This window comes from Sphingomonas sp. Leaf412 (genome assembly GCF_001425405.1).
Lineage (GTDB): Bacteria > Pseudomonadota > Alphaproteobacteria > Sphingomonadales > Sphingomonadaceae > Sphingomonas.
In genome coordinates, this window is record NZ_LMQP01000002.1 from 483,618 (window position 1) to 505,846 (window position 22,229).

22 protein-coding genes and 4 pseudogenes are annotated in these 22,229 nt (G+C 68.0%); 19 read left to right on the forward strand and 7 right to left on the reverse strand.

Annotated features, from left to right (window positions below; translation table 11 throughout):
* Positions 1-642 (reverse strand): hypothetical protein, encoded by a 642-nt coding sequence (locus ASG29_RS06660; RefSeq protein ID WP_055981976.1) that lies wholly within the window; start codon positions 640-642, stop codon positions 1-3.
* 17 nt (positions 643-659) lie between these two features.
* Here ASG29_RS06660 and ASG29_RS06665 point away from each other — a divergent pair, with 17 nt between their 5' ends.
* The 3 genes and pseudogenes from ASG29_RS06665 to ASG29_RS16340 all read left to right on the forward strand — a co-directional run.
* Complete coding sequence (locus tag ASG29_RS06665; RefSeq protein ID WP_414884289.1) at positions 660-1,145, forward strand: SMP-30/gluconolactonase/LRE family protein; 486 nt, start codon at positions 660-662, stop codon at positions 1,143-1,145.
* A gap of 22 nt (positions 1,146-1,167) precedes the next feature.
* The gene (locus ASG29_RS06670; protein ID WP_055981981.1) at positions 1,168-1,971 is read left to right on the forward strand and encodes a 2-keto-4-pentenoate hydratase; all 804 of its coding nucleotides are present in this window, start codon (positions 1,168-1,170) and stop codon (positions 1,969-1,971) included.
* A 50-nt stretch (positions 1,972-2,021) separates the two neighbouring features.
* A pseudogene (locus ASG29_RS16340) lies at positions 2,022-2,243 on the forward strand (acetaldehyde dehydrogenase (acetylating)); the annotation flags it as partial.
* A gap of 350 nt (positions 2,244-2,593) precedes the next feature.
* Here the strand turns inward: ASG29_RS16340 and ASG29_RS06680 are convergent.
* Positions 2,594-3,073 carry a hypothetical protein gene (locus ASG29_RS06680; protein ID WP_055981986.1) on the reverse strand — a complete coding sequence of 160 codons (480 nt, stop codon included), beginning with the start codon at positions 3,071-3,073 and terminating at the stop codon, positions 2,594-2,596.
* A gap of 70 nt (positions 3,074-3,143) precedes the next feature.
* Between ASG29_RS06680 and ASG29_RS17735 the strand changes: the two are divergent.
* Positions 3,144-3,245 (forward strand): annotated as a pseudogene (locus ASG29_RS17735) (ATP-binding protein); the annotation flags it as partial.
* 136 nt (positions 3,246-3,381) lie between these two features.
* Here the strand turns inward: ASG29_RS17735 and ASG29_RS16655 are convergent.
* A complete protein-coding gene (locus ASG29_RS16655; RefSeq protein WP_156457918.1) occupies positions 3,382-4,296 on the reverse strand; it encodes a hypothetical protein in 915 nt (304 codons plus the stop codon).
* The gene (locus ASG29_RS06685) at positions 4,248-4,478 is read right to left on the reverse strand and encodes a DUF6471 domain-containing protein (RefSeq protein WP_055982367.1); all 231 of its coding nucleotides are present in this window, start codon (positions 4,476-4,478) and stop codon (positions 4,248-4,250) included. Before ASG29_RS06685 ends, ASG29_RS16655 begins: the two co-directional genes overlap by 49 nt.
* A gap of 86 nt (positions 4,479-4,564) precedes the next feature.
* On the opposite strand from ASG29_RS06685, the gene ASG29_RS06690 reads away from it, so the two are divergent.
* Positions 4,565-5,521 carry an IS1595 family transposase gene (locus ASG29_RS06690; RefSeq protein WP_055981991.1) on the forward strand — a complete coding sequence of 319 codons (957 nt, stop codon included), beginning with the start codon at positions 4,565-4,567 and terminating at the stop codon, positions 5,519-5,521.
* Between the two features lie 209 nt (positions 5,522-5,730).
* Positions 5,731-6,645, forward strand: coding sequence for a hypothetical protein (locus ASG29_RS16350; RefSeq protein ID WP_082515723.1), 915 nt, complete (start codon positions 5,731-5,733; stop codon positions 6,643-6,645).
* Positions 6,646-6,673: 28 nt separating this feature from the next.
* Here ASG29_RS16350 and ASG29_RS06695 read toward each other — a convergent pair whose 3' ends face one another.
* The gene (locus ASG29_RS06695; RefSeq protein WP_055981994.1) at positions 6,674-7,108 is read right to left on the reverse strand and encodes a hypothetical protein; all 435 of its coding nucleotides are present in this window, start codon (positions 7,106-7,108) and stop codon (positions 6,674-6,676) included.
* Between the two features lie 68 nt (positions 7,109-7,176).
* Here ASG29_RS06695 and ASG29_RS06700 point away from each other — a divergent pair.
* The 4 genes and pseudogenes from ASG29_RS06700 to rimM all read left to right on the forward strand — a co-directional run.
* Positions 7,177-7,968, forward strand: a pseudogene (locus tag ASG29_RS06700) (ATP-binding protein); the annotation flags it as partial.
* Between the two features lie 153 nt (positions 7,969-8,121).
* Complete coding sequence (gene ffh, locus ASG29_RS06705; RefSeq protein WP_055981997.1) at positions 8,122-9,639, forward strand: signal recognition particle protein; 1,518 nt, start codon at positions 8,122-8,124, stop codon at positions 9,637-9,639.
* A 113-nt stretch (positions 9,640-9,752) separates the two neighbouring features.
* Complete coding sequence (rpsP, locus tag ASG29_RS06710; protein WP_055981999.1) at positions 9,753-10,205, forward strand: 30S ribosomal protein S16; 453 nt, start codon at positions 9,753-9,755, stop codon at positions 10,203-10,205.
* 107 nt (positions 10,206-10,312) lie between these two features.
* Positions 10,313-10,873, forward strand: a complete 561-nt coding sequence (gene rimM, locus ASG29_RS06715) for a ribosome maturation factor RimM (protein WP_414884291.1) — start codon at positions 10,313-10,315, stop codon at positions 10,871-10,873.
* Between the two features lie 19 nt (positions 10,874-10,892).
* Here the strand turns inward: rimM and ASG29_RS06720 are convergent, their stop codons facing one another.
* Together ASG29_RS06720 and ASG29_RS06725 are read right to left on the reverse strand one after the other, a co-directional pair.
* The gene (locus ASG29_RS06720; protein WP_055982002.1) at positions 10,893-11,933 is read right to left on the reverse strand and encodes a potassium channel family protein; all 1,041 of its coding nucleotides are present in this window, start codon (positions 11,931-11,933) and stop codon (positions 10,893-10,895) included.
* The gene (locus tag ASG29_RS06725; RefSeq protein ID WP_055982369.1) at positions 11,933-12,844 is read right to left on the reverse strand and encodes an NAD(P)/FAD-dependent oxidoreductase; all 912 of its coding nucleotides are present in this window, start codon (positions 12,842-12,844) and stop codon (positions 11,933-11,935) included. Before ASG29_RS06725 ends, ASG29_RS06720 begins: the two co-directional genes overlap by 1 nt.
* Before the next feature lie 89 nt (positions 12,845-12,933).
* On the opposite strand from ASG29_RS06725, the gene ASG29_RS06730 reads away from it, so the two are divergent.
* The 9 genes and pseudogenes from ASG29_RS06730 (at position 12,934) to ASG29_RS06770 (ending at position 22,198) form a co-directional block, all read left to right on the forward strand.
* Positions 12,934-14,409, forward strand: a complete 1,476-nt coding sequence (locus ASG29_RS06730) for a serine hydrolase domain-containing protein (RefSeq protein ID WP_055982004.1) — start codon at positions 12,934-12,936, stop codon at positions 14,407-14,409.
* 37 nt (positions 14,410-14,446) lie between these two features.
* Entirely contained in the window at positions 14,447-14,734 is a 288-nt protein-coding gene (locus tag ASG29_RS06735) for an AbrB/MazE/SpoVT family DNA-binding domain-containing protein (protein ID WP_235532806.1), read from the forward strand.
* On the forward strand, positions 14,731-15,120 hold the full coding sequence (locus tag ASG29_RS06740; RefSeq protein WP_082515730.1) for a type II toxin-antitoxin system VapC family toxin: 390 nt from the start codon (positions 14,731-14,733) through the stop codon (positions 15,118-15,120). The genes ASG29_RS06735 and ASG29_RS06740 overlap by 4 nt, the downstream gene beginning before the upstream one ends.
* Positions 15,117-15,835: pseudogene (gene trmD / locus ASG29_RS06745) on the forward strand (tRNA (guanosine(37)-N1)-methyltransferase TrmD); the annotation flags it as partial. The gene ASG29_RS06740 and the pseudogene trmD, both read left to right, overlap by 4 nt.
* 16 nt (positions 15,836-15,851) lie before the next feature.
* A complete protein-coding gene (gene rplS, locus ASG29_RS06750) occupies positions 15,852-16,247 on the forward strand; it encodes a 50S ribosomal protein L19 (RefSeq protein ID WP_055982015.1) in 396 nt (131 codons plus the stop codon).
* Between the two features lie 131 nt (positions 16,248-16,378).
* Entirely contained in the window at positions 16,379-18,613 is a 2,235-nt protein-coding gene (locus ASG29_RS06755) for a DPP IV N-terminal domain-containing protein (RefSeq protein WP_055982017.1), read from the forward strand.
* A gap of 9 nt (positions 18,614-18,622) precedes the next feature.
* A complete protein-coding gene (locus ASG29_RS06760; RefSeq protein WP_055982019.1) occupies positions 18,623-19,801 on the forward strand; it encodes a hypothetical protein in 1,179 nt (392 codons plus the stop codon).
* 55 nt (positions 19,802-19,856) lie between these two features.
* Entirely contained in the window at positions 19,857-20,879 is a 1,023-nt protein-coding gene (locus ASG29_RS06765; RefSeq protein ID WP_082515733.1) for a DUF2336 domain-containing protein, read from the forward strand.
* Positions 20,876-22,198 carry a sensor histidine kinase gene (locus tag ASG29_RS06770; protein WP_055982025.1) on the forward strand — a complete coding sequence of 441 codons (1,323 nt, stop codon included), beginning with the start codon at positions 20,876-20,878 and terminating at the stop codon, positions 22,196-22,198. The genes ASG29_RS06765 and ASG29_RS06770 overlap by 4 nt, the downstream gene beginning before the upstream one ends.
* The last annotated feature ends 31 nt before the right edge of the window (positions 22,199-22,229 follow it).

The window sequence follows — 22,229 nt, forward strand, 5'->3', positions numbered from 1 at the left end:
CTAGACACCACGGCGGCTGATCGAGCGGCCCCATCGAAGCCATGTCTGGGAATTCGTCAGACTCGATGCGACGACGTCGAGCTCCGGGTTGCCGCTGATCTCGCGAAAGGTCTCGGCCACGCTGTCGAAGATCGTCGGCGCGATCCATGGATTGAGGACGATCCGCTTGATCCATGCCAGGTCGATCGTCAGGAAATGGACCTCCTCGTCGCAGGCACCCTCGAAGATGACGCGGAACTCCTGCTCGGGTCCGAAGCCCGCCCCCTTCAGGAAGGGAAGACTCGCGATGTCGTAGTCGCAGTCCTCGATCTCGTTCAGGTGGATGTAGTCGACGGCGTTCGCCCGGTAGCGCGCGTCCGCCCTGATGCTGTCCAGCAGCTGCCGCCGGTCCAATTCGATGAAGCAGCCGTCGGCGGGCTGGGTGAACACCTTCCAGTGGTGGTAGGTCTCCGAACTCTCGGTGCAGCAGAGGGCCTTCAGCCCCTCGCGGCCTGACCTGTTACGGTAGAGGCGCATGAATTCGGCGTCGTTGCGGTCGTCCCACTTGTCGGGGTTGACGAAGGCAAGGCGTCGGTTGCGGAGCGTGTCGATCGCTGATCCGATGCTCGTGAACCGCTTCAGATGGACCTGTCGCTTGGGCATGTCGGCTTCTACCTCGCATTGATCCCGCGGGACACGGGTACGCGCTGCCGGATGGCAGCTCCATCCGCCAGGTGGTCTGGCCGATGGATGGCGCGAACGGGATCGCGCTCACCCCCGACAACTCGGCGCTGCTCGTGGTCGAGACCTTCAACCGCTACCTCTGGCGGTTCCCGATCACCGCGCCGGGCGAGATCGCCCGCGACCCGCAATCGTTCATGCCGCACGGGGGCCACTTCGTCGCAGGTCCGGGCGGGCTGGGGAGCGTGGACAGCTTCTCCCTCGACAGCGCGGGCAACGCGGTGATCGCCGCCCCACTCGCGGGCGCGCTCTACGTGATCTCGCCCGAGGGCGCGATCGAGACCATCCCGATGCCCGACATGGCCCCCACCAACACCTGCTTCGGCGGCGCGGACCTGGGCACGCTCTACGTCACCCTGGCGACGACGCAGCGCGTGCTGAGCATGCCGTGGCCGCGGCCCGGCCTCCCGCTGAACTTCCAGTGACAGCGGGCGGGGTGCGCGGTCGATGCGTCCGGATCGCCTCGTGAGTGCGACCGAGCGGCTCGCGCGACGGCTTCGTGATGCGTACGGCTCTGGTCCGGTTGAGCCGCTGCGCGACGGCCTCGGTCCGACCGACGCCGCGGCGGCCTACGCGATCCAGGCGGCGAACACGCGGTTCTGGGCCGCCGGCGGGCGGCGCGTCGTCGGGCGCAAGATCGGCCTGACCGCGCGAGCGGTGCAGTTCCAGCTCGGCGTGGACCAGCCGGACTACGGGGTGCTCTTCGAGGACATGGCGAACCCGGACGGGGGCAGGCTGCGGCCATCGCGGACGCTCCAGCCCAAGGCCGAGGCGGAGGTGGCGCTGATCCTCGGGGCGGACCTCGACGTGGTGGACGCGACGCGGGAGACGGTGGCGGCGGCGGTACAGGGGGTCGCCGCGGCCATCGAGATCGTCGACAGCCGCATCGCGGACTGGCGCATCTCCTTCGCCGACACAGTCGCCGACAACGGCTCGTCGGCCTTCTACGTCCTGAGCGATCGGGTGGTCCCGCTCGACGGCATCGACCTCTGGTCGTGCGGCATGGTGCTGGAGATCGACGGCGAGGTGGCCTCGGTGGGCGCGGGCGCCGCCTGCCTGGGCCATCCACTGGAGGCGGCCGCATGGCTCGCCCGCACGCTCGCGGCGTGCGGTGAGCCGCTGCGGGCCGGCGACGTCGTGCTGACGGGTGCCCTCGGGCCGATGGTGGCGCTCAAGGCCGGCGCGAGCGTCCGCGCGACCGTGGGCGGTTTGGGTTCGGTGGGGTTCCGGTTCGAGGAGGCGGGAGCGTGAGCCGCACCAAGGTCGCCATCATCGGGTCGGGCAACATCGGCACCGACCTCATGATCAAGGTCATTCGCCTCTCCGAGGTGCTCGAGGTCGCGGCCTTCGTGGGCATCGACCCGGAGTCGGACGGGCTGAAGCGCGCCGAACGGATGGGCGTCCCGGTCACCGCGGGGGGCATCGACGGTCTGGTCGCGATGCCGGGGTTCGGCGAGATCGCCATCGTCTTCGACGCGACGTCCGCCGCCGCTCATCTCCAGGCCGATCTCACGGCCCGTCGGCCTTTCCGATCCGGTGGCGCGGATGATCGTGCCGCCGTCGGCCAGAACGGACCTCGCGTCCGGCGCCCGGCCACGGTGCACCGCGGTGACCTCCGCCGGCTCGCAGAACAGCTGGGTCGTCCTCCGCGATGCCAGAAGCGGGTCGTCACCAAGGAGGAGGTACATCCCCGCATCGACCCGGTTGAGTGGTATGTCGGCGTTGAACATTGGCCTGGTCCTTCGGATTGCGGAGAGCGGTGAATGCGGGATCCCTGATTTGAGCAGGGAAGCGGATGTCGACGGGCCGGCGAGGGACGGCGCGGATTGAAGACGAGTCTTTCTGGCGCGGACGATGCCGAGGGCAGGCCGACCTACATCATGGTCTGTTGCTCGATGTCCTCGGGCAGTTGGCGCGCGGCCTCGCGGAGGAGGGCCTTCGCGCGTAGCGCCCCCTCGGCGTGGTCGTCCGGCCTGCCCAGGAGCGCGACCAGCGAATTGCCGTCGTAAGTGAAGCTGACTTCGGGATCGTCGGTGAGGACGTAGAGCGGGCCGGTGGCGGTTGACGCGTACAGCCGGCAGTTCGGCCAAATCCGCAGCTCGCCGTCCCGCATCTCCTCGACGAAGATCTCCGACGGCCCCTTCCACTCCTTACCGGGCCGAAACCCGAACCCCAGCACGTCGAACTTCATGTCCGGGTTGGGCATCGCGATCTTCTTGCCGGGCATGGCGGGTCCGCAGGCGAGCATCAGGCGGCGGCGGTTCGGACGCAGGTCGGTCGAGAACACCCGCGTCATCAGGATGCTTGCCGCGAGCGCGAACTTCTGACTGACCCTTACGTCGATCTTCTTCATATTTTCCTCCCGAACTGATCTTCAACAGGCCTTATCAACAGGATTCTGGCTATGGAGTGTAGCCATATCCAACCTGCTGTTCGTCGGTCCGCCGGGCGCGGGAAAATCGCTGATGGCATCATGCCTGCCCGGTATCCTTCCGCCATTGGACCCCGCGGAGGCGCTCGGCATTATGTAGCAAATGCACCAACGCGATTACGGACGCCCGCCCCGACGGCGACGAACGTATCGCAGACGGTGACGAGGCTCATACCGCCGCTCCGACAGGAGCTTAGAGCGTGTCTCTGATTTTTTCGATCCTGCTTGCGCTAGGTTGCATAGCCAGCGAACCCGTGAGCCAAGCCCATCGCAACGTTTTGTTGACTCGGTGGATCCGTTGGATCGATCAAGTAATCGTCGCGCCGGGCATCGTGTATATTCCACGCTCGCGCCGTGATACGCTTTGTTTTACTGAAAACAGTCTCGTACACAGCAACAACGTACACCACGTAGCCGCTCAGCCCTTCATGGCCAGCCGTGTTTTCTCCCGTGGTATGCCTCTCAAAGTCATCACTTGGGAATATAATATAGTCAGACCAATCGAGGTCGCCGGAAAAGAAATCGTCTCGTATACGATCTACCTCCTGAACCAACTTCCCGGTCGTAGTGATCGCAAGAAAATAAGACAAGTTGAGGGCAGGTGTCGAACCTTTGTTGCGGAACTTAACCAAGGCCCGAACAAAGTCTCCTGCAAATGGAGAATGTCTCATATTAAGATCAAGGCTGATGTCGACCCAAGCACGCATCTGGGCCTCAACCCCATCGGCCGCAATTTGATTGGCGATCTTGGCTTGTTTCAAGGCGAGTTCGGTTTGACTAAGCGAGCGCAGCAAGAAAGCCAAACCGGCAAGACTCAGGACGGCACCTATAACGCTCAGGTAGTTGGACCAGGCAGCAGAGCTCGCCGCTTTTTCAGCGGCAATAGCAGCGCGCCATTGAGCGCACAGATCGGCGCTATCATGATCCTTAGCGCTGTAGCAGCGATTGGATTCTACAATGGGATATGCGGCAAACCCCGAATCGAGTGGCTTCGTTGCATAACGCTTTGCGGAAGCATGGGGCTTTTGTGTCTGCTCGTATGGCTTACTAGTCCACTCGCCACCTATAGCTAAGCCTGCGCCGAACGGGATCGCTACTAGTCCAAAGATAGCCGCAACGATGAGACTTCGATCGCTTCTAGGCATTGGACAAGGAACACCGCTGTAAATTTACCACGGCTTAGCTTGTTCCTGATGTTCGGCTCCGAGTCCATGACGCCGATGTCCGCCAGCTTTCCGGCAAGCTGCGCGTAGGTCACACCCTTCCGCTTCAGTTCGGCTTTCAACATGGCGCTAACGCGCCGCTCCCATGTCAGCTCATCCGTCATAAATGCCATCATACGCGATACGTTTGTGCTTGTACACAGTGCCTATTCGTACTACATACGATGCATAGGCATCGCAGGTAGTGACAATGCAGCACTTTCTTCTCTCTTCCAAGGCTCGGACGCTCAGCCTCAAGGCCGTGTTCCGTATGGGCGAGGATGCCGCTTACGAGTGCTTCCGGCAGATGCGCTTCCACGAGACGGACGGCGAGGCCGTGTGCCCGCGTTGCGGCTGCTATGAGGTGTACAACATCACCACCCGTCGCCGCTTCAAGTGCGTTGCATGCCATCACCAGTTCAGCGTCACCAGCGGCACGATCTTCGCCAGCCGCAAGCTCTCGTACACGGACCTACTCGCCGCGATCGTCATCTTCGTAAACGGCGCTAAGGGCGTGTCGGCGCTGCAAGTCAGCCGCGATCTGGACGTGCAATACAAGACGGCATTCGTCCTCTCGCACAAGCTGCGCGAGGCGATGGCGCTTGAGCTTCGCGACCGTCAGCTCGACGGTGTTGTCGAGATCGACGGCGCCTATTTCGGCGGATACGTGAAGCCTGAGAACGAGAAGGCCGACCGCAAGGATCGCCGCCTCGCCATGAACCGCACCGGCAAGCGCCAGTGCGTCGTCATCATGCGCCAGCGCAACGGCAAGTCGCTTCCCTTCGTCGTTCGCAACGAGGGCGATGCTGTCCCGTTCGTCCGCGATCACGTCGGAACGCTTACCACGATTCACGCCGACGGAGGTACCGGCTGGGACGCCCTGCACGCTGGCTGGGATACGAAGCGCGTCAATCACTCCGTCCGCTTCTATGATAAGGGCGCATGCACCAATCAGGCGGAAAGCTACTTTTCGCGCTTGCGCCGCATGGAAGTCGGCACGCACCACCATATCGCGGGGCCGTACCTCAACGATTACGCGGGCGAGGCTTCGTGGCGCGAGGATTACCGCCGCGTCGACAACGGCGCGCAAGCGGCGATAGTCACACGCGCCGCTATGGTGTCGCCGGTGTCGCGCAAGTGGGCAGGGTATTGGCAGCGGGCGGCTTGACGAAATTTGACCAACGCCGAAAACGATTCGTGCGTGCGATCCTACTTCGGTATATATGGAGGGTTCCGAAGCACCTCGCCTTCTCAAGCGAGGTGCCCAGGAACGGCTCGGCTGAGCGCCCTTCTTGTGCAACCCTTACCTACGGGTGAGGATAGAAAGCGTCTAGCCGAGTTGAGCATCACCTCAACCCATTGAAAAGGCTAGATAATATGACGAATTTAGTGCCACAGAGCATCACCCGAAAGCAGTACAATCTTGATCTGGAGATCGAGGTTGAGCGGGAAGTGGACGGTATCGGAATGGGCGTCCTTAGTGACGGCTCGCCATTCCTTAATATTCGTGGGCTTGCGAGCATGTGCGGCGTCGATAGCTCGATGATTACCCGCATTACTGGCGATTGGATCGCTACACCGTTGAAGCCGCGGGAACAGAAAATCCGCGAGCTTGTACGTGCGCAGGGTTCCGATGACGCGGTAGCATTTATCGCCATCGAAAAAAACGGTACAATCAATCACATCATTCCATCCGCCGTATGCATGGCTGTGCTGGAATATTATGCCTTTGAGGCGAAAACCTCTAGCGACAAGGCGGCGCAAAGCTATCGCATTCTAGCGCGGAAAGGATTCCAACAGTTTATATACGCCCAAGTTGGTTATAATCCGAGTGGAGCGCCGAGTGTTGCTTGGCAGCAATTTCACGACCGCGTTTCTCTTGTTTATCACACCGTCCCAGACGGATACTTTAGTATCTTCAAGGAGGTGGCCGACATTATCGTAACTATGATCCGTTCCGGCGCAAAAATCGGTAAGGACTTTATCCCGGATATCAGCGTGGGGATGGCTTGGGCGAAGTACTGGAAGGCAGAAAATCTTGAAGTGCTGTTCGGCGAACGACGACGCTATGAGCACAACTACCCAGAGTATTTTCCCCAAGCACTTTCCAACCCACAGCCTGCCTACTGCTACCCAGATGACGCCCTAGCCGAATTTCGCAAATGGGTGCGAGATTTGTATCTGGATCAGCAGATGCCGAAGTATTTGGAGAGCAAGGTGCGCGAAGGCAAGCTGCCCGCTCCGGCGGCTACAGCGGCAATCGCCGCCTTCAAACCTAAGCTAATCAAGTGAAACATAGGGCGGGGAGTGCGACCCCGCTCTATTTTACGATCTGCCACAGGCCCCAGAATCCTGCGTCACCTTCAGTAGAGGACGCCCGGCCAAGCTCCCGTTGACGACGCAGACAGCACGCCACCCGCTTCCCCATGCTGTTCAGCGCGGCGGTATCAGCCTGTAGGCCTCGCTCCACGACCATCCGCTCCGCTATCTCCCGCGTCGTCATGGGGGCGCGTGCGGTGCGCAGGATCGACAGCACCATACGCGCCATCTCGCCACGTTTCGACCAGTCGGCAGGCGGGCGGAACACCTTGGACTTGATCGCTTCCACCGCCATGTCAGGCGCAACGATGCGCAGCGTGGCATCAATATGCTCTAGGTCCGCCGCCAGCTTGCGTAGCGCCTCGTGCGTCCGCTCAATCTCGCCTGCCACCTGCGCTCGCTTCTTCGCGAGGCCTTCCACCATGTAGTCCGTCATACGATGACACTACGCACTACGGGCGATTACATCTATCCGTGTGCTGGTGCATTTGCTACATAATGCCGGAGGCGCTGGAGGTCAGCATGGTGCAGTCGGTCGCGGGTGCGCTGCCCGGCGGCACGCTGACACGCACCCGACCGTTCCGCAGTCCCCACCATTCCGCCAGCATGGCCGCGCTGACCGGGGGCGGGCTGCGCGTGAAGCCGGGGGAGGTCAGCATGGCGCACATGGGCGTGCTGTTTCTGGATGAGCTGCCCGAATTCCAGCGCGCCGTCCTCGATTCGCTGCGCCAGCCGCTCGAGACGGGCACCGTGTCCGTGGCGCGGGCGAATGCGCATGTGACCTATCCGGCGCGGGTGCAGTTGATCGCGGCGATGAATCCGTGCCGGTGCGGGCATCTGGGCGATGCGGGCCTCGCCTGCGCGCGCGCGCCGAAATGTGCGGCGGATTATCAGGCGAAGGTATCGGGGCCGCTGCTCGACCGCATCGACCTGCACGTCGAGGTCGCGGCGGTCAGCGCGGCGGACCTGTCGCTGCCGCCGCCGGCGGAAGGATCGGCGGAGGTCGCCGCGCGGGTCGCGGCGGCGCGGGCGGTGCAGGCGGCGCGGCACGGGCGGGACGGGCCGCGGACCAACGCCGAACTGGACGGCGACGCGCTCGAGCGCTTCGCCACGCCCGACGAGGCGGGACGCGCGTTGCTGGCGCAGGCGGCGGCGGCGATGCACCTGTCGGCGCGCGGTTATACCCGCATCCTGCGGGTCGCGCGGACGATCGCCGACCTCGCGGGGGCGGAGACGGTCGGGCGGATGCAGGTGGCGGAGGCGTTGAGTTATCGGCGTCAGCCGCCGCGCAACTGACGGGCCGGTTGCCTCCGCATCCGTTTTACGCTAGGCGCCGCGGCACGTTCCGACGTTGAACGCATTCGACACGTGCCCCAAGTGGTACACGCTGGCCGGCGAGGTTTCGCCCGCCGGCGGTTTTTGCGTTCGGCCCGGTGGGAAGGATTGTGGATGTTCGATAGCCTGAGCGATCGTCTTGGCGGTGTGTTCGACCGGTTGCGTGGCCGTGGCGCGCTGACCGAGGCGGACGTGCGTCAGGCGATGCGCGAGGTGCGCGTCGCGCTGCTGGAGGCGGACGTCGCGCTGCCCGTCGCGCGCGAGTTCGTCGACAAGGCGACCGAGAAGGCGATCGGGCAGAACGTCCTTCGCTCGGTCACCCCCGGGCAGCAGGTCGTCAAGATCGTCAACGACGCGCTGGTCGAGATGCTGGGCGGCGACGATCCCGAGGCGTCCGCGCTGCATCTGGACGTCGCGCCCCCCGCGATCGTGATGATGGTCGGGCTTCAGGGTTCGGGCAAGACCACCACGACGGCGAAGATCGCGCGCCGCCTGTCCAGGGGCGGCGGCATGGCGGGGGAGAAGCCGCGCCGCGTGCTGATGGCGTCGCTGGACGTCAATCGCCCGAACGCGCAGGAGCAGTTGGCGACGCTGGGCACGCAGGTCGAGGTATCGACGCTGCCGATCGTTCAGGGGCAGCAGCCGGTCGACATCGCGCGGCGCGCGGTGCAGGCGGCGAAGTTGCAGGGCTTCGACGTCCTAATGCTCGACACCGCGGGCCGCCTTCACGTCGACCAAGCGTTGATGGACGAGATGAAGGCGGTGGCCGAGGTCGCGCGGCCGCAGGAGATCCTGCTCGTCGTCGACAGCCTGACCGGGCAGGACGCGGTCAACGTCGCGCAGAATTTCAGCGATCAGGTGCCGCTGACGGGCATTGTCCTGACCCGCATGGACGGCGATGCGCGTGGCGGTGCTGCGCTGTCGATGCGCGCGGTGACGGGCAAGCCGATCAAGTTCGCGGGCATGGGCGAGAAGCTGGACGCGCTGGAGGCGTTCCAGCCGAGCCGCGTCGCGGGCCGTATCCTGGGCATGGGCGACATTGTGTCGCTGGTCGAGAAGGCCGCCGAATCGATCCAGCAGGAAGACGCCGAACGCATGGCGTCGCGGCTGGCCAAGGGCCAGTTCGACCTGAACGACCTGCGCTCGCAGCTGGCGCAGATGCGGCGGATGGGTGGCCTGGGCGCGCTGGCGGGAATGATCCCCGGCATGAAGAAGGCGCAGGCGGCGATGGCGTCGGGCGCGGTGGACGAGAAGATCCTGCTGCGCATGGACGCGATGATAACGTCGATGACGCCCAAGGAACGCGCGAAGCCCGAGCTCATCAACGCCAAGCGCAAGATCCGCATCGCCAAGGGCAGCGGCACCAACGTGCAGGACATCAACAAGCTGTTGAAGATGCATCAGGAAATGCAGTCCGCGATGAAGAAGATCAAGAAGATGGGCGGTATGAAGGGCATGCTGGCCATGCTGGGCAAGGGCGGTCCCGGGGGCGGGATGGCGGGCCTGGGCAATGCGCTGGGCGGCGCGGACCTCGGCGACATGCTGGGCAAGGCGGGCGGCGGACTGCCACAGCTGCCGGGCATGCCGGGCGGTGGCGGCGGATTGCCGCCGGGATTCAAGTTCAGGAAGTGAGCAACACCCTCGTCACCTCGGCGAAAGCCGGGGTTTCGGGCGAGGATCGAAACGACAACCGGAAGACCCCGGCGTGCGCCGGGGTGACGATTTGAGAAGGCAAGGAAGACAACATGGCACTCAGCATTCGCCTGTCGCGTGGCGGCTCCAAGAAGCGTCCCTATTACCGCATCGTCGTCGCCGACGCGCGCAGCCCGCGTGACGGCAAGTTCATCGAGCGGATCGGCAGCTACAACCCGCTGCTGGCCAAGGACGACGAGAAGCGCGTCGTGCTGGACGCCGATCGCGCCAAGCACTGGCTGGGCGTGGGCGCGCAGCCGACCGACCGCGTCGCGCGCTTTCTGGACGTGGCGGGCGTGCGCGAGCGCGCCTCGCGCGAGAACCCCAAGAAGGGCGAGCCTGGCGAGAAGGCCAAGGAGCGCGCCGAGGAGCGCGCCGAGAAGGTGAAGGCGCAGGAGGAGGCCGCCGCGGCCGCCGCCGCCGCCCCGGCACCCGAGCCGGAGGCCGCCGCGGAGGAGCCCGCCGCCGCCGAGGGCGAGACCGCCGAAGCGACGAGCGAGCAGTAAGGACCGCGGCCGGTCGTCGTGCGTTCCCTTCGTCTGCCCTTCGGCATGATGGAGGTATCGCATGACGACCGACCCCGATCCCCGCACCGCACCCGACGATGACCAGGATACGGCCAACCAGGGGCAGTCGTCCGACGACCCCGCCGAAGGCGCCGACGACACCCCCGCCGGCGGCGACGGCTCGCCCGCGGGTTGAGGCGCCCGCCGGTGCGGTCGTCCTCGCGGCGGTCGCGGGCGCGCACGGCATCGGCGGCGAGGTGCGGCTGAAGGTGTTCGGCGACGACCTGTCGCCGCACCGGACCTTCAACAACGGGGCGCTGACGCTGTCGTCCCTGCGTGACGGTACGATCGCGCGCTTCGCCGAGGTAAGCGATCGCAGTGCGGCGGAGGCGTTGCGCGGGACGCAATTGTGGGTGTCGCGCGACGCGTTGCCACCGCTGGGCGAGGGCGAATATTATCACGCCGACCTGATCGGGCTGGCCGCGGTGTCGACCGACGGCTCGGCGGTCGGCCGCGTGGTGGCGGTCGAGAATTTCGGCGCCGGCGACGTCGTCGAGATCGAACGCGACGCGATCGACGGCCGGGGCAAGCGCTTCATGGTGCCGATGCACGCGGTGCCGGAATGGGGCGACGGCCGCCTGACCGTCGAGGCGGGGTTCGTCGAATAGGCCCGCCGGGGTCGGCCCGCTATCCGTCGATCGTTCCGCGCGTGACCTCCACGATCCGGTCGCCGGGCGCCAGGCGCTCGACCTCCTCCTGCCAGAAGCCCAGCACGCGGTCGCCGCGGTGGACGCGCAGGCCCTTGCCCGTCGCAAGGGCGGACAGCGGGCGGCCGATCTCCTCCGCCGTCACCTCGCGCTCGCGCAGGGTCACTCGCCCGTCGACCGCGGCGAGGTCCGCCAGATAGTCCGCGATCCCCGGGCCGTGGGTCGATCCCGCCAGCAGCAGGCCTGCGAAGCGGGTGGGATTGATGACGGTGTTGGCGCCCGCCTGATAGGCCAGCGCCTCGTTGTCGATCGAGCGGATGCTGACGCTGATCGGCACGTGCGGCGCCAGCCGCCGCGCGGTCAGCACGATCAGGATCGACGTGTCGTCGCGACCCGCCGCCACGATGACGGACGACGCGCGGGCGACCTTCACCGCCTCCAGCGTCGTGTCGCGCGTCGCGTCCGCGGCCAGCACGGCCAGCCCGGCGTCCTCCGCCTCGCGGAGCGCGGCCTCGTCGGTGTCGACGACGACGATCGCCTCCGCCGGACGGCCGCGACGCATCAGCTCGCGCACCGCACCGGCGCCGCCGCGGCCATGCCCGACGACCACGACGTGATCGTGCAGGCGATCCTGGATCAGCCCCATGCGCCATTTCTCCCAGATACGCTTGAACAGGAAATCATAGGCCGTCCCCAGGAAGATCAGCCAGACGAACAGGCGGATCGGCGTGACGACGAAGGTATCGAACAGGCGCGCCTGCGGCGTCACCGGGATGATGTCGCCGAAGCCGACCGTGGTGACGGTTATCATCGTGAAATACAGCACGTCGACGAAGCTGATATGCCCGTCGACATTGTCGCGCAGGCCCTCGCGATCGAACCAGTGCACCGCCAGCGCAATGCCCAGCAGCGCCAGGACGAGCGCCGCGCGCCACAGGATCGACATCCATGCGGGCATCCGGCCGCGACGGTACAGTCGCAGGCTGTCGTCGCGGATGCGGCGCACGGCGGGACGACGCATCAGCGGCGCAGCGGCGTGCGGGACGCGAGCAGATTGCGGATCGTGGTGGCGGCGACACCGGCCTGCCCCATGGCGTTGCCGATCTGGTCCAGCCCCTTCACCACGTCGCCCGCCGCGAACAGGCCGGGGACGGTCGTGCGCTGGTGGGCGTCGACTTCCAGACAGCCGTCATCCGTGGCCGCCGCGCCCGCCGCGACCGCGAGATCGGACCGGATGAGCGAGCCCAGCGCGGGATAGATGCTGTCGAACGCCATTCGCCCGCGCGCCGTGTCGAGCGCGATACGGTCGCCCTCGATCGCGAAGCCGCCGCACGGGCCGTCGACGCGCGCGATCCCGGCGTCGTCGAGCGCGCGGGCGCAATCGGGGGCGAGGTCGTGTTCGGCGGCGGGGGAGATCAGGGTCACGTCCTTCGTATAGCCGCGCAGGAACAACGCCTCCTGCATCCCGTGGTCGCCGGTACCGATGACGCCGACCCTGCGGTCCGTGACTTCATAGCCGTCGCATACCGGGCAATAGCGCAGGAGGCCCGCGGCCAGCGCCCGATCGTGCAGTGCAGAGTCCATGTCCGGACAATTGTTGACCACACCGGTGGCGAGCAGGACGGTGCGTGCGCGCCATTCGCCGGCATCGGTGCGCACGCAAAAATCGTCCCCGTCGGCGACGATCGCGGTGACCGCCACCGCCTCGCGCGTCACGCCGAATGCCTGCGCCTGTTCCAGCATACGGGCGAGCAACGCCGGCCCGGCGATGCCGTCGGGAAAGCCCGCGTGGTTGCGGGTCAGCGGGATCAGCGCGGCGCGGCTCGACCCGTGGTCGAACAGCCGAACCGACAGATGGAAGCGCGCGAGATAGATCGCCGCGGTCAGGCCCGCGGGACCGCCGCCGATGATGATGCAGTCGTCGGTGTCCATCCCCCAGCCCCCCTCTGCGTTTCCGTCCGCGCCCTTGCCGCCGCGCAACGCGTGGGTCAGGATCGCTGCCGTCATAGGGGAACAACTGCATGATCCGCACCGCCTTTCTCGCCGCCGCCGCGATCGCTTCTCCCGCCGCGGCGCAGGCACCCGCGATGGCGACGGTGGCGCCGCGGATCGAGGCCGCGTTCGCAAGCTGGATGAAGGCGCGCGACGTGCCGGGCGTCGTCTATGGCGTGGTGAAGGACGGGAAGCTGGTGCTTGTCCGGGGACTGGGCGTGGCGGAGGTGCCGACGAGGCGGGCGGTGACGGCGGACACCCGTTTCCGCATCGCCTCCATGTCCAAGGCGTTCACCGCGCTGGCGATCCTGAAGCTGCGCGACGAGGGGAAGCTGTCGCTCGATGCGCCGGCCGAGCGCTACGTGCCCGAGTTGAAGGGGTGGCGCTATCCGACGACCGACGCACCGCGGATCACGGTGGCGGACCTGCTGCATCACACCGCCGGATTCGTGGAGGACAATCCCTGGGGCGACCGGCAGCAGCCGCTGGACGAGGCGGCGTTCACCGCGATGCTGGCAAAGGGTGTGCCGTTCGCGCAGGCGCCGGGGATCCGGATGGAATATTCCAACCTCGGCTACGCGCTGCTGGGGCGGATCGTCACCAACGTGTCGGGGCGGCCGTACCAGGCGTACATCCGGGGCACGCTGATGCAGCCGCTGGGGATGCGCTCGACGGGATTTGACGTATTCGCCACCCCAGCGGGGGAGCGCGCGCTCGGCTATCGCTGGCAGGACGGGGCGTGGGTGCGCGAGCCGGACATGGCGGACGGTGCGTTCGGGGCGATGGGGGGCGTTGAGACGACCGCGGACGATTACTGGCGCTGGGTCGCGTTCCTCCTGTCGGCGTGGCCGGCGCGGGACGGACCGGATGCGGGGCCGGTGAAGCGCGCCACGGTGCGCGAGATCGTCGAAGGCGCGAACTTCATGACCGTGGGGGATCGCGCGACGCTGGGCACCCCATGCCGGACGCCGGTGACCTACGCGAAGGGGTGGTCGGTGGTGGAGGATTGCACGCTGGGCCGCGTGGTGTCGCATGGTGGCGGCTATCCCGGCTATGGCTCGATCGTGATGCTGCTGCCCGATGCGGGGGTGGGCGTCTTCGCCTTCGCCAACCGTACCTATGCCGGGCCGTCCGCGCCCGCGATGCAGGCGCTGGCGGCGCTGCGCGCGGCGGGGCTGGCGCCGGTGCGGGCGGTGCCGGTCTCGCCGGGGCTGGCGCGCGCCTATGCGGCGGCGAAGGTGGTGTGGACCGCGGGCGATCCGGCGCGCGCGCCGCTGGCGGAGAACGTGGCGCTGGACCAGGATCTCGCGCGGCGGCGGGGGGAGATCGCGGCGCTGAAGGCGACGGTTGGAGTATGCGCGATGGCGGAGCCGGTCGTGCCGGTGTCGGCGATGGAAGGCAGCTTCGCGTGGTCGTGCGCCACGGGGAAGGTCGCGGGACGGGTGCAGATGGCGCCGACGCCGGCGTTGAGCCTACAGGTGCTGTCGTTCGCGGCGGGGAAGTGATTGCGACCGAAGCCTCGTAAGCGTATATACGTTCCGTATGCACAGCGAGGTTGTGATGGACGAGCAGCGGTTGAGGACGTTCAAATCGGGCAATTCGGTTGCGTTGCGCCTGCCCAAGGCGATGGGCGTTGTGGAGGGTGAGGAGATGAAGATCGTCCCGCACGCGGACGGCTCGTTCAGCCTGTGGCGGGTCGCGGACGATAAGGCCGTGTTCATGGCGCTGCCCGGGCAGTTGTCGGCCGGGTTCATCGCTGGCACACGCGGCGATATCGAGCAGCCGGAACGCGACTGGTCGCGTGGCGACGGGACAGCGGCGGCGGCGTGAACTACCTGCTGGACACGAACGCCTGTCTCGATTTCCTTCTGGAACGTAGCCCGCCGTTGATCGCCCGGGTGGGCGATGCATACGGCCGGATGGCGGTGTCGGCGGTGACTGCGGCGGAATTGCGCGTCGGTAACCGCGCATCGACCGATCCGGCGGGCGATGCGCGGGTGATCGATGCGTTCCTGACGGGGGTCGAGGTGCTGCCGTTCGACGAGGTCGCCGCCACGATTTACGGCGAGACCGTCCGTCGGATCGGTATGCGCCGCGGCAGTTTCGACCGCCTGATCGCGGCGCAGGCACTGTCGCTGGGCCTGACACTGGTCACCAACAACGAACGCGATTTCGCGGAGATACCGGGGCTGGTGGTGGAGAACTGGACGCGATGACCTTTGCCGCCACCGTTCTCACCCTCTACCCCGACATGTTCCCCGGGCCGCTGGGCCACAGCCTTGCCGGGCGGGCGCTGGCGGAGGGGAAATGGTCGCTGGATGCGGTCAACATCCGCGACTTCGCCACCGATCGCCACCGGACCGTCGACGATACGCCCGCGGGGGGCGGTGCGGGGATGGTGTTGCGGGCCGATGTCGTGGCGCGCGCGGTCGATGCGGCGGCGGCGGACGGGCGGCCGGTGCTGGCGATGACGCCGCGGGGACGGCCGCTGGATCAGGCGCGGGTGCGCGACCTGTCGGCGGGGGCGGGCGTCGTGGTGCTGTGCGGGCGGTTCGAGGGGTTCGACGAACGCCTGTTCGAGGCGCGCGGGATCGAGGAGGTGGCGATCGGCGACTATGTCCTGTCGGGTGGGGAGATGGGCGCGCTGGTCCTGCTGGACGCTTGCATCCGGCTGCTTCCCGGCGTAATGGGCGCCGCTTCCAGTGGGGATGACGAGAGCTTCGAAAGCGGGCTCCTCGAATATCCGCACTATACCCGACCATATGAATGGGAAGGGCGCACGATCCCCGAGGTGCTGCGATCGGGGGATCATGCGAGGATCGCCGCCTGGCGCAAGCACCGGGCGGAGGTCGATACACGGCTACGGCGGCCGGACCTGTGGGAGCGTCACGTCGGCGCTCGGGTCGGTCGCCCTCTGGCGCGCGGCGACGAATAGGGACGTTAGACGATGAACCTGATCCAGACGCTCGAGGCCGAGCAGATCGCGAAGCTGACCGATGCGCGCGCCATCCCCGAATTCCGCCCCGGCGACACGCTGAAGGTCGGTGTACGCGTGGTCGAGGGCGAGCGCACCCGCGTGCAGAATTACGAGGGCGTGTGCATCGCCCGCGCCAACCGCGGCATGGGTTCGTCCTTCACCGTCCGCAAGATGAGCTTCGGCGAGGGCGTGGAGCGCGTGTTCCCGCTGTATTCGCCGAACATCGAGTCGATCACGGTCGTCCGCAAGGGCGCGGTCCGGCGTGCCAAGCTGTATTACCTGCGCGGTCGCACCGGCAAGTCGGCGCGTATCGCGGAGCGTCGCGACACCCGCCCGGCGAAGGGTACCGCCGCCGCCGCCGAGTGATCGGCCCGCAGCGATGACGCCACGGGGGCGCGGACGGGATGCCGTCCGCGCCCCTTTCGCGTTTCGTGGGCGGTGGGGTTTACGCCGCGCGAACATCCCCCGATAAGCCCCGCAACTGGCGGGAGGGTTTCATGTGGAAAGCGGCGTTTGTCCTGGTCGCGGCAGCGGCGGCGGGGCCGGTCGTGGCGGCTGATCCCGCAACGCTGACGCTGGAGCGGGTGTTCGCCAGCCCGGACCTAGCGGGCGCGCAGCCGCAGGCGGTGCGGTTGTCGCCGGACGGCACGCTGCTGACGTCCGTCCGCCCGCGCGCGGACGAGAAGGAGCGGTTCGATCTGTGGGCGCTGGATACGCGCACCGGGCAATCGCGGATGCTGGTCGATTCGAAGAAGGTGGGCAGCGGCGCGGCCCTGTCCGAGGCGGAGAAGATGCAGCGCGAGCGCGACCGGTCGCTGACGGGCAAGACCGGCATCCTGAAATACGACTGGTCGCCGGACGGGCGCACCTTGCTGGTCCCGATCGACGGCGACCTGTATCTGGCGCAACGGGACGGCAGCGCGCGGAAGATCGAGGGGACGAAGGACGCGCTGAACCCCGCGATCAGCCCGCGCGGCACGTTCGTCAGCTTCGTGCGCGACCAGAACCTGTGGGTCCAGCCGCTGGGCGCGGGCGCCGGGCGGGCGCTGACCAGTGGCGGGGGCGGCACGATCCATTGGGGCGAGGCGGAATTCGTCGCGCAGGAGGAAATGGATCGCCGCACCGGTTACTGGTGGTCGCCGGACGAGACGCGCGTGGCGGTGGCGAAGTTCGACGAGGCGCCGGTGAAGGTCGCGGTCCGCGCCGCGATCGGGGCGGCGGGGACCAGCATCTACGAACAGCGTTATCCCTATGCCGGCACGCCGAACGTGGGGATCGAGCTGTACGTCGTCGGGCTGGACGGACGGCAGGTGAAGGTGGACCTGGGCCGCGACCCGGACATCTACCTCGCGCGTGTCGACTGGCTGCCCGACGGGTCCGCGTTGCTGGTACAGCGGCAGACGCGCGACCAGACGCGGCTGGACATGCTGCGCGTCGATCCCGCGACGGGCAAGGCGACCGTGCTGTTCAGCGAAAAGGCGGGGGCGAAGAGCTGGGTCAACCTCAACGACGGATACCGCTGGACGGCGGACGGCAGCTTCCTGTGGCGGTCCGAACGCGACGGCTTCGGGCACCTGTGGCGGCTGAAGGCGGGGAAGTGGACCCAACTGACCCGCGGCCCCTGGGTGGTGCAGGGCATCACCGCGGTCGACGAGGCCGCCGGGAAGGTGTTCCTGATCGCGAACAAGGACGACGTGCTGGAGCAGCACCTGTATTCGCTCGACCTGGCGTCGGGCGCGATGCAGCGGCTGACCGAGCGCGGCTGGTGGAACAGCGCGACGGGCGACGCGACGGGCACGCGCTTCATCGTCACGCGATCGAATTCGTCGCAGCCCGCGCAGACGTACCTCGCGGATGCGACGGGCAAGCGGGTGGCGTGGATCAACGAGAATGCGGTGGCGGGTTCGCATCCCTATGCCCCGTTCCTGCCGCGGCATCGCGCGCCCGAGTTCGGGACGCTGAAGGCGAAGGACGGCACGACGCTGTATTGGGAGATGATCGCGCCGACGCGCGAGCCGGGAAAGAAATACCCGGTTTTCTTCGAACATTACGGCGGCCCCGGCACGGGGCAGACGGTGACGCGCGGGTGGCAGGGCGCGCTGGCGCAATATCTCGTGCAGCAGGGCTGGGTCTATTTCCGGATCGATAATCGCGGGTCGTACAATCGCGGCAAGGCGTTCGAGGACCATATCTGGCACGCGATGGGAACCGTGGAGGTCGAGGACCAGCTGGCGGGCGCGAATTACCTGAAATCGCTGCCGTTCGTCGATGGGACGAAGATCGCCACCTATGGCTGGTCGTACGGCGGTTACATGTCGATGAAGATGCTGGAGAAGACGCCGGGCGTCTATGCGGCGGCGGTGTCGGGCGCGCCGGTGACCGACTGGCGCCTGTACGACACGCATTACACCGAACGCTACATGGGCGATCCGCGCGTCGTGGGCGACGCCTATGACGCGTCGGGGACGATCGTGGATGCAGCGAAGATCCGCGATCCGTTGCTGGTGATCCACGGCATGGCCGACGACAACGTGTTCCTGGACAACACCACGAAAATGGCGGCGGCGATGCAGCAGAAGTCGGTGCCGTTCGAGATGATGCTGTATCCCGGCCAGACGCACCGCGTCGGCGGGCCGGGGGTCAGCGTCCACCTGTGGCGCACGATCCTCGATTTCCTCGATCGGCATGTGAAGGCCACGCCAGCGGTTGCGGGCACGGCGGCGAAACCCTAACCGGCGGGAATGCTGGCAGGGCTTCTTTTCGCGACGCACGAGGCGGAGGACCGGCCGGGGACGCTGGCCGCGACGCTGCCGTTCGCGGCGGCGACGTTGATCGAATATCAGGCGCGGCTGCTGATCGCATGCGATGCGGCGCAGATCGTCGTGGTGGTCCAGCGGCTGACACCCGAACTGGTCGGTGCGATCGCCCGGATCGGGAAGCGCGGGATCGCGGTCGATACGGTGCGCAGCGCGGCCGAGGCGGAGGCGAAGCTGCATCCCCTGGCGCGCATCGTGATGCTGGCGGACGGACTGGTCACCACGGGCAGCATCGTGGCGGCGATGGCGGGCGAGGGCGGCGACGCGCTGCTGGTCGTCCCGCGCGAGAATGCGGAGCCGGCGTTCGAGCTGGTCGGCGGGGGCGCGGCCTGGGCCGGGGTCGCGCTGATCGAGGCGCGGCGCGTGGCGGAGGCCGCAACGATGCCCGCGGACTACGACCTGCAATCCACCCTGCTGCGTGCGGCCGAGCAGGCGCAGGCGCGGCACGTCCACCTGGCGTTGCGCGAGGTCGAACGCGGACACGGGATCGAGCGGCAGGGCCTGGCGCTGGAGGCGCGGGGGCGTTCCGTGCTGGCGGCGTCGATGGCGTTGCGGCCGAGCTGGTTCGACCGCTTCGTGCTGCGTCCGCTGGCGAAGGTGGCGATACCCGCGATCGCGCGGCGCGGGATCGATACGACCGCGATGATGGCGGTCGGTGGCGGACTCGGGCTGGCAGGCGTCGCCGCGGTGTTCGCGGGCTGGGCGGGCGCGGGATTGCTTGCCGCGATGATCGGCGTGCTGTCGATCGAGATTGCGGGCGCGCTGGCACTGTTCCGGGACGAACCCGGCGTCGGTCGCGCGGGGCAGATCGCGACGCTGGTGCTGCCGACGCTCGCGACGCTGGCGCTCGGCCATGTGGTGGACGGCGACAGCGGCGAACTGACCGCGACGTTGCTGGCGCTGGGCGCGGTCGTCGCGGGCGCGATCGGCGAGCGTGCCGCGGGCGCGACGCGGCGGCGCGGGTGGTGGGGCGGGGCACCGGCCTATCTAGCGATCCTGTCGCTGGCCGCGATCGCGGGCGTGCCGACGCTGGGGCTGGCGGCGGTGGCGCTGTACGCCGCGGCGACGCTGGGCGCCGCGGTGGAAGGGTTGCGGCGCGGATAGGGGCGCGATTGGCTTAGCGCGCCTTTAACGAACCCCGCGCTAGGCCGGGGCGGACATGCCAGCGGATCGCCCCTCCACGCCCGGTGACGACGGCGCGGTGCCCCCCGACGCTCGGGTGGCGGCGGCGGAACGGCGCGCGGCGGCGCGGCTGGATCGCGATATCGCGGACCTGCTGCCCGGCCCGGGGCCGGCGCTGGACGAGCGGACGCGCGTGACGGCGGTACGATTGCTGGAGCGCGGGATCGCGGCGATCGAGCGCGACCTGATCGCGCAGGTGCGCGACATGGCCTTGCCCAACGATTTCGATGCCTATGCCCGATTGAAGACCGCGGGGGTATTGCGCGAACCGGCGCTGATGGCGGAGGTGATCGCGCAGGCCCGGATCGCGATCCTGGACGAATCGCTGGTGGCGCAACGGATGCCGGGAAGTGCGCCGGGTTTCCTGGTGCGGCTGGGCGAGGCGGGCGATCGGCAGGTGCGCGCGGAAACGCTGGCCTATCTGGTCGCGGACAATCGCCAGCGGGTGGCGGGCGGCGAATTGCCGCTCGCGCTGCATCGACGGCTTTCATGGTGGATCGTGGCGGTGATGCGCGAGCGGACGGGGGCGGGGTCCGACCGCGCACTGGCCGCGGCGGCGGACCGGGTCCTGGCGGCGCGGGCGACGCGCGACGATGCGGCGACCGCGGCGGGACGACTGGCCGCCGCGATCGACGCGCGGCCGAACGAGCATGTGCACGTGTTGATCGATACTTTGCTGGAGGGGCGGATCGCCCTGTTCGTGGCGGTGCTGGCGCGCGCGCTGGGGATCGATGCGGTGGAGGCGCGGGCGATCGTGCTCGATCCCGAGGGTGATCGGCTGTGGCTGGCATTGCGCGCGCTGTCGCTGCCGCGCGCGGCGATGGCGCGGATCGGCTGGGTCCTGGGCGAGGCGGACGCCGCGCGCGACGTGGAGGCGCTGCCGGACACGCTGGAGGCGATCGAGCGCGTCGCGCCGGACGAGGCGGCGGGGGCGCTGGCGATGCTGGCGCTGCCCGCCGAGTTCCGGGATGCGATCCGCACGCTGGGACGCGCCGCATGACCGCCATCCTGGCGGCGCGCGTCGACGAGGCCGGGCGGCTGCTGAGCGCGGACGACGCGCTGGCCGCGATCAACGATCGTGCGGGTGGGGCGGTGGGGCGGCGCGTCGCGGTTCCGCAGGTCGCGGCACTCGTCCGGCTGGCGCGGCGGCTGGGCATCGACATCGCGCGCGCGACGACGATCGCGGACGGCGAGACGGACCTCGATTGCTGGATCGCGGCGACGCCTGACGACGACGGGGTCGCGCTGGCGGTGTCGATCCTGCGCGAGCGTCCGGCGTGGCGCGTGCCGGTCGGCCCGGCCGACGCGGTGCCGCCGCCCGCGGGGGCGGACTGGACATGGGAAACCGACGGCGACCTGCGGATCGTTCGGGTCGAGGGCGACGGCGCCCTTGCGGCAGGGGTGACGCCGGCCGACGCGCTGGGGCAGGCCGCGACGCGCGTCTTCGCGCTGCTGCCCGCCGCGGACGGCACGGTGCCGATGATCGAGGCGATGGCGGAGCGCGCCGACTTCGCGGCGCAACCGGCGACGCTGGCGGCGACGGGAGTGCGCGTGCTGCTGGCCGGAAGCGCGCGGAGCGATGCCGCCGGGGGATTCGCCGGGTTCGTGGGCGGCACGTTCGCGGCGCCGGAAGAGCCCGCGCCGATCGGCGTGACGGGGACGTTCAACGCGCGGCTGGAACGGATATTGCGCGCGCCGCTGGGGCGCATCGTCGCCAATGCGGACAGCATCAATGCGCGCGCCGACGGCCCGATCGACCCGCATTATGCGGATTACGCCGCGGATATCGCGCAGGCCGGGCGGCATCTGCTGGGGCTGGTCGACGACCTGGCCGACCTGGAGGCGATCGAGCGCGAGGATTTCGCGGTCGAGGCCGAGCCGCTCGACCTGGCCGACGTCGCGCGCCGCGCCGCCGGGCTTCTGGCGGTGCGTGCCGCCGAGGCGGGCGTCACGATCGATCGCGGCGACACGACGCCGTTGCCCGCGATCGGGGAATTCCGGCGGGTGTTGCAGGTGATGGTGAACCTGATCGGCAACGCGGTACGCTATTCGCCCCGCGGCGGCACGGTGTGGCTGCGCTTCCGGCGGGAGGGCGGCCGTGCGGTCGCGATCGTCGCGGACCGGGGGAGGGGGATCGCGGCGGCGGACCAGGCGCGCATCTTCGACAAGTTCGAGCGCGTCGACCCGGGCGAAGTGGGGGGCAGCGGGCTGGGCCTCTACATCGCCCGGCGCCTGGCGCAGGCGATGGACGGCGACCTGACCGTGGACAGCGCGCCGGGCGCGGGATCGCGGTTCATCCTGTCGCTGCCCGGCGCCTGACGGCGGGCGCGAACAGGAGGGTTCAAACGCG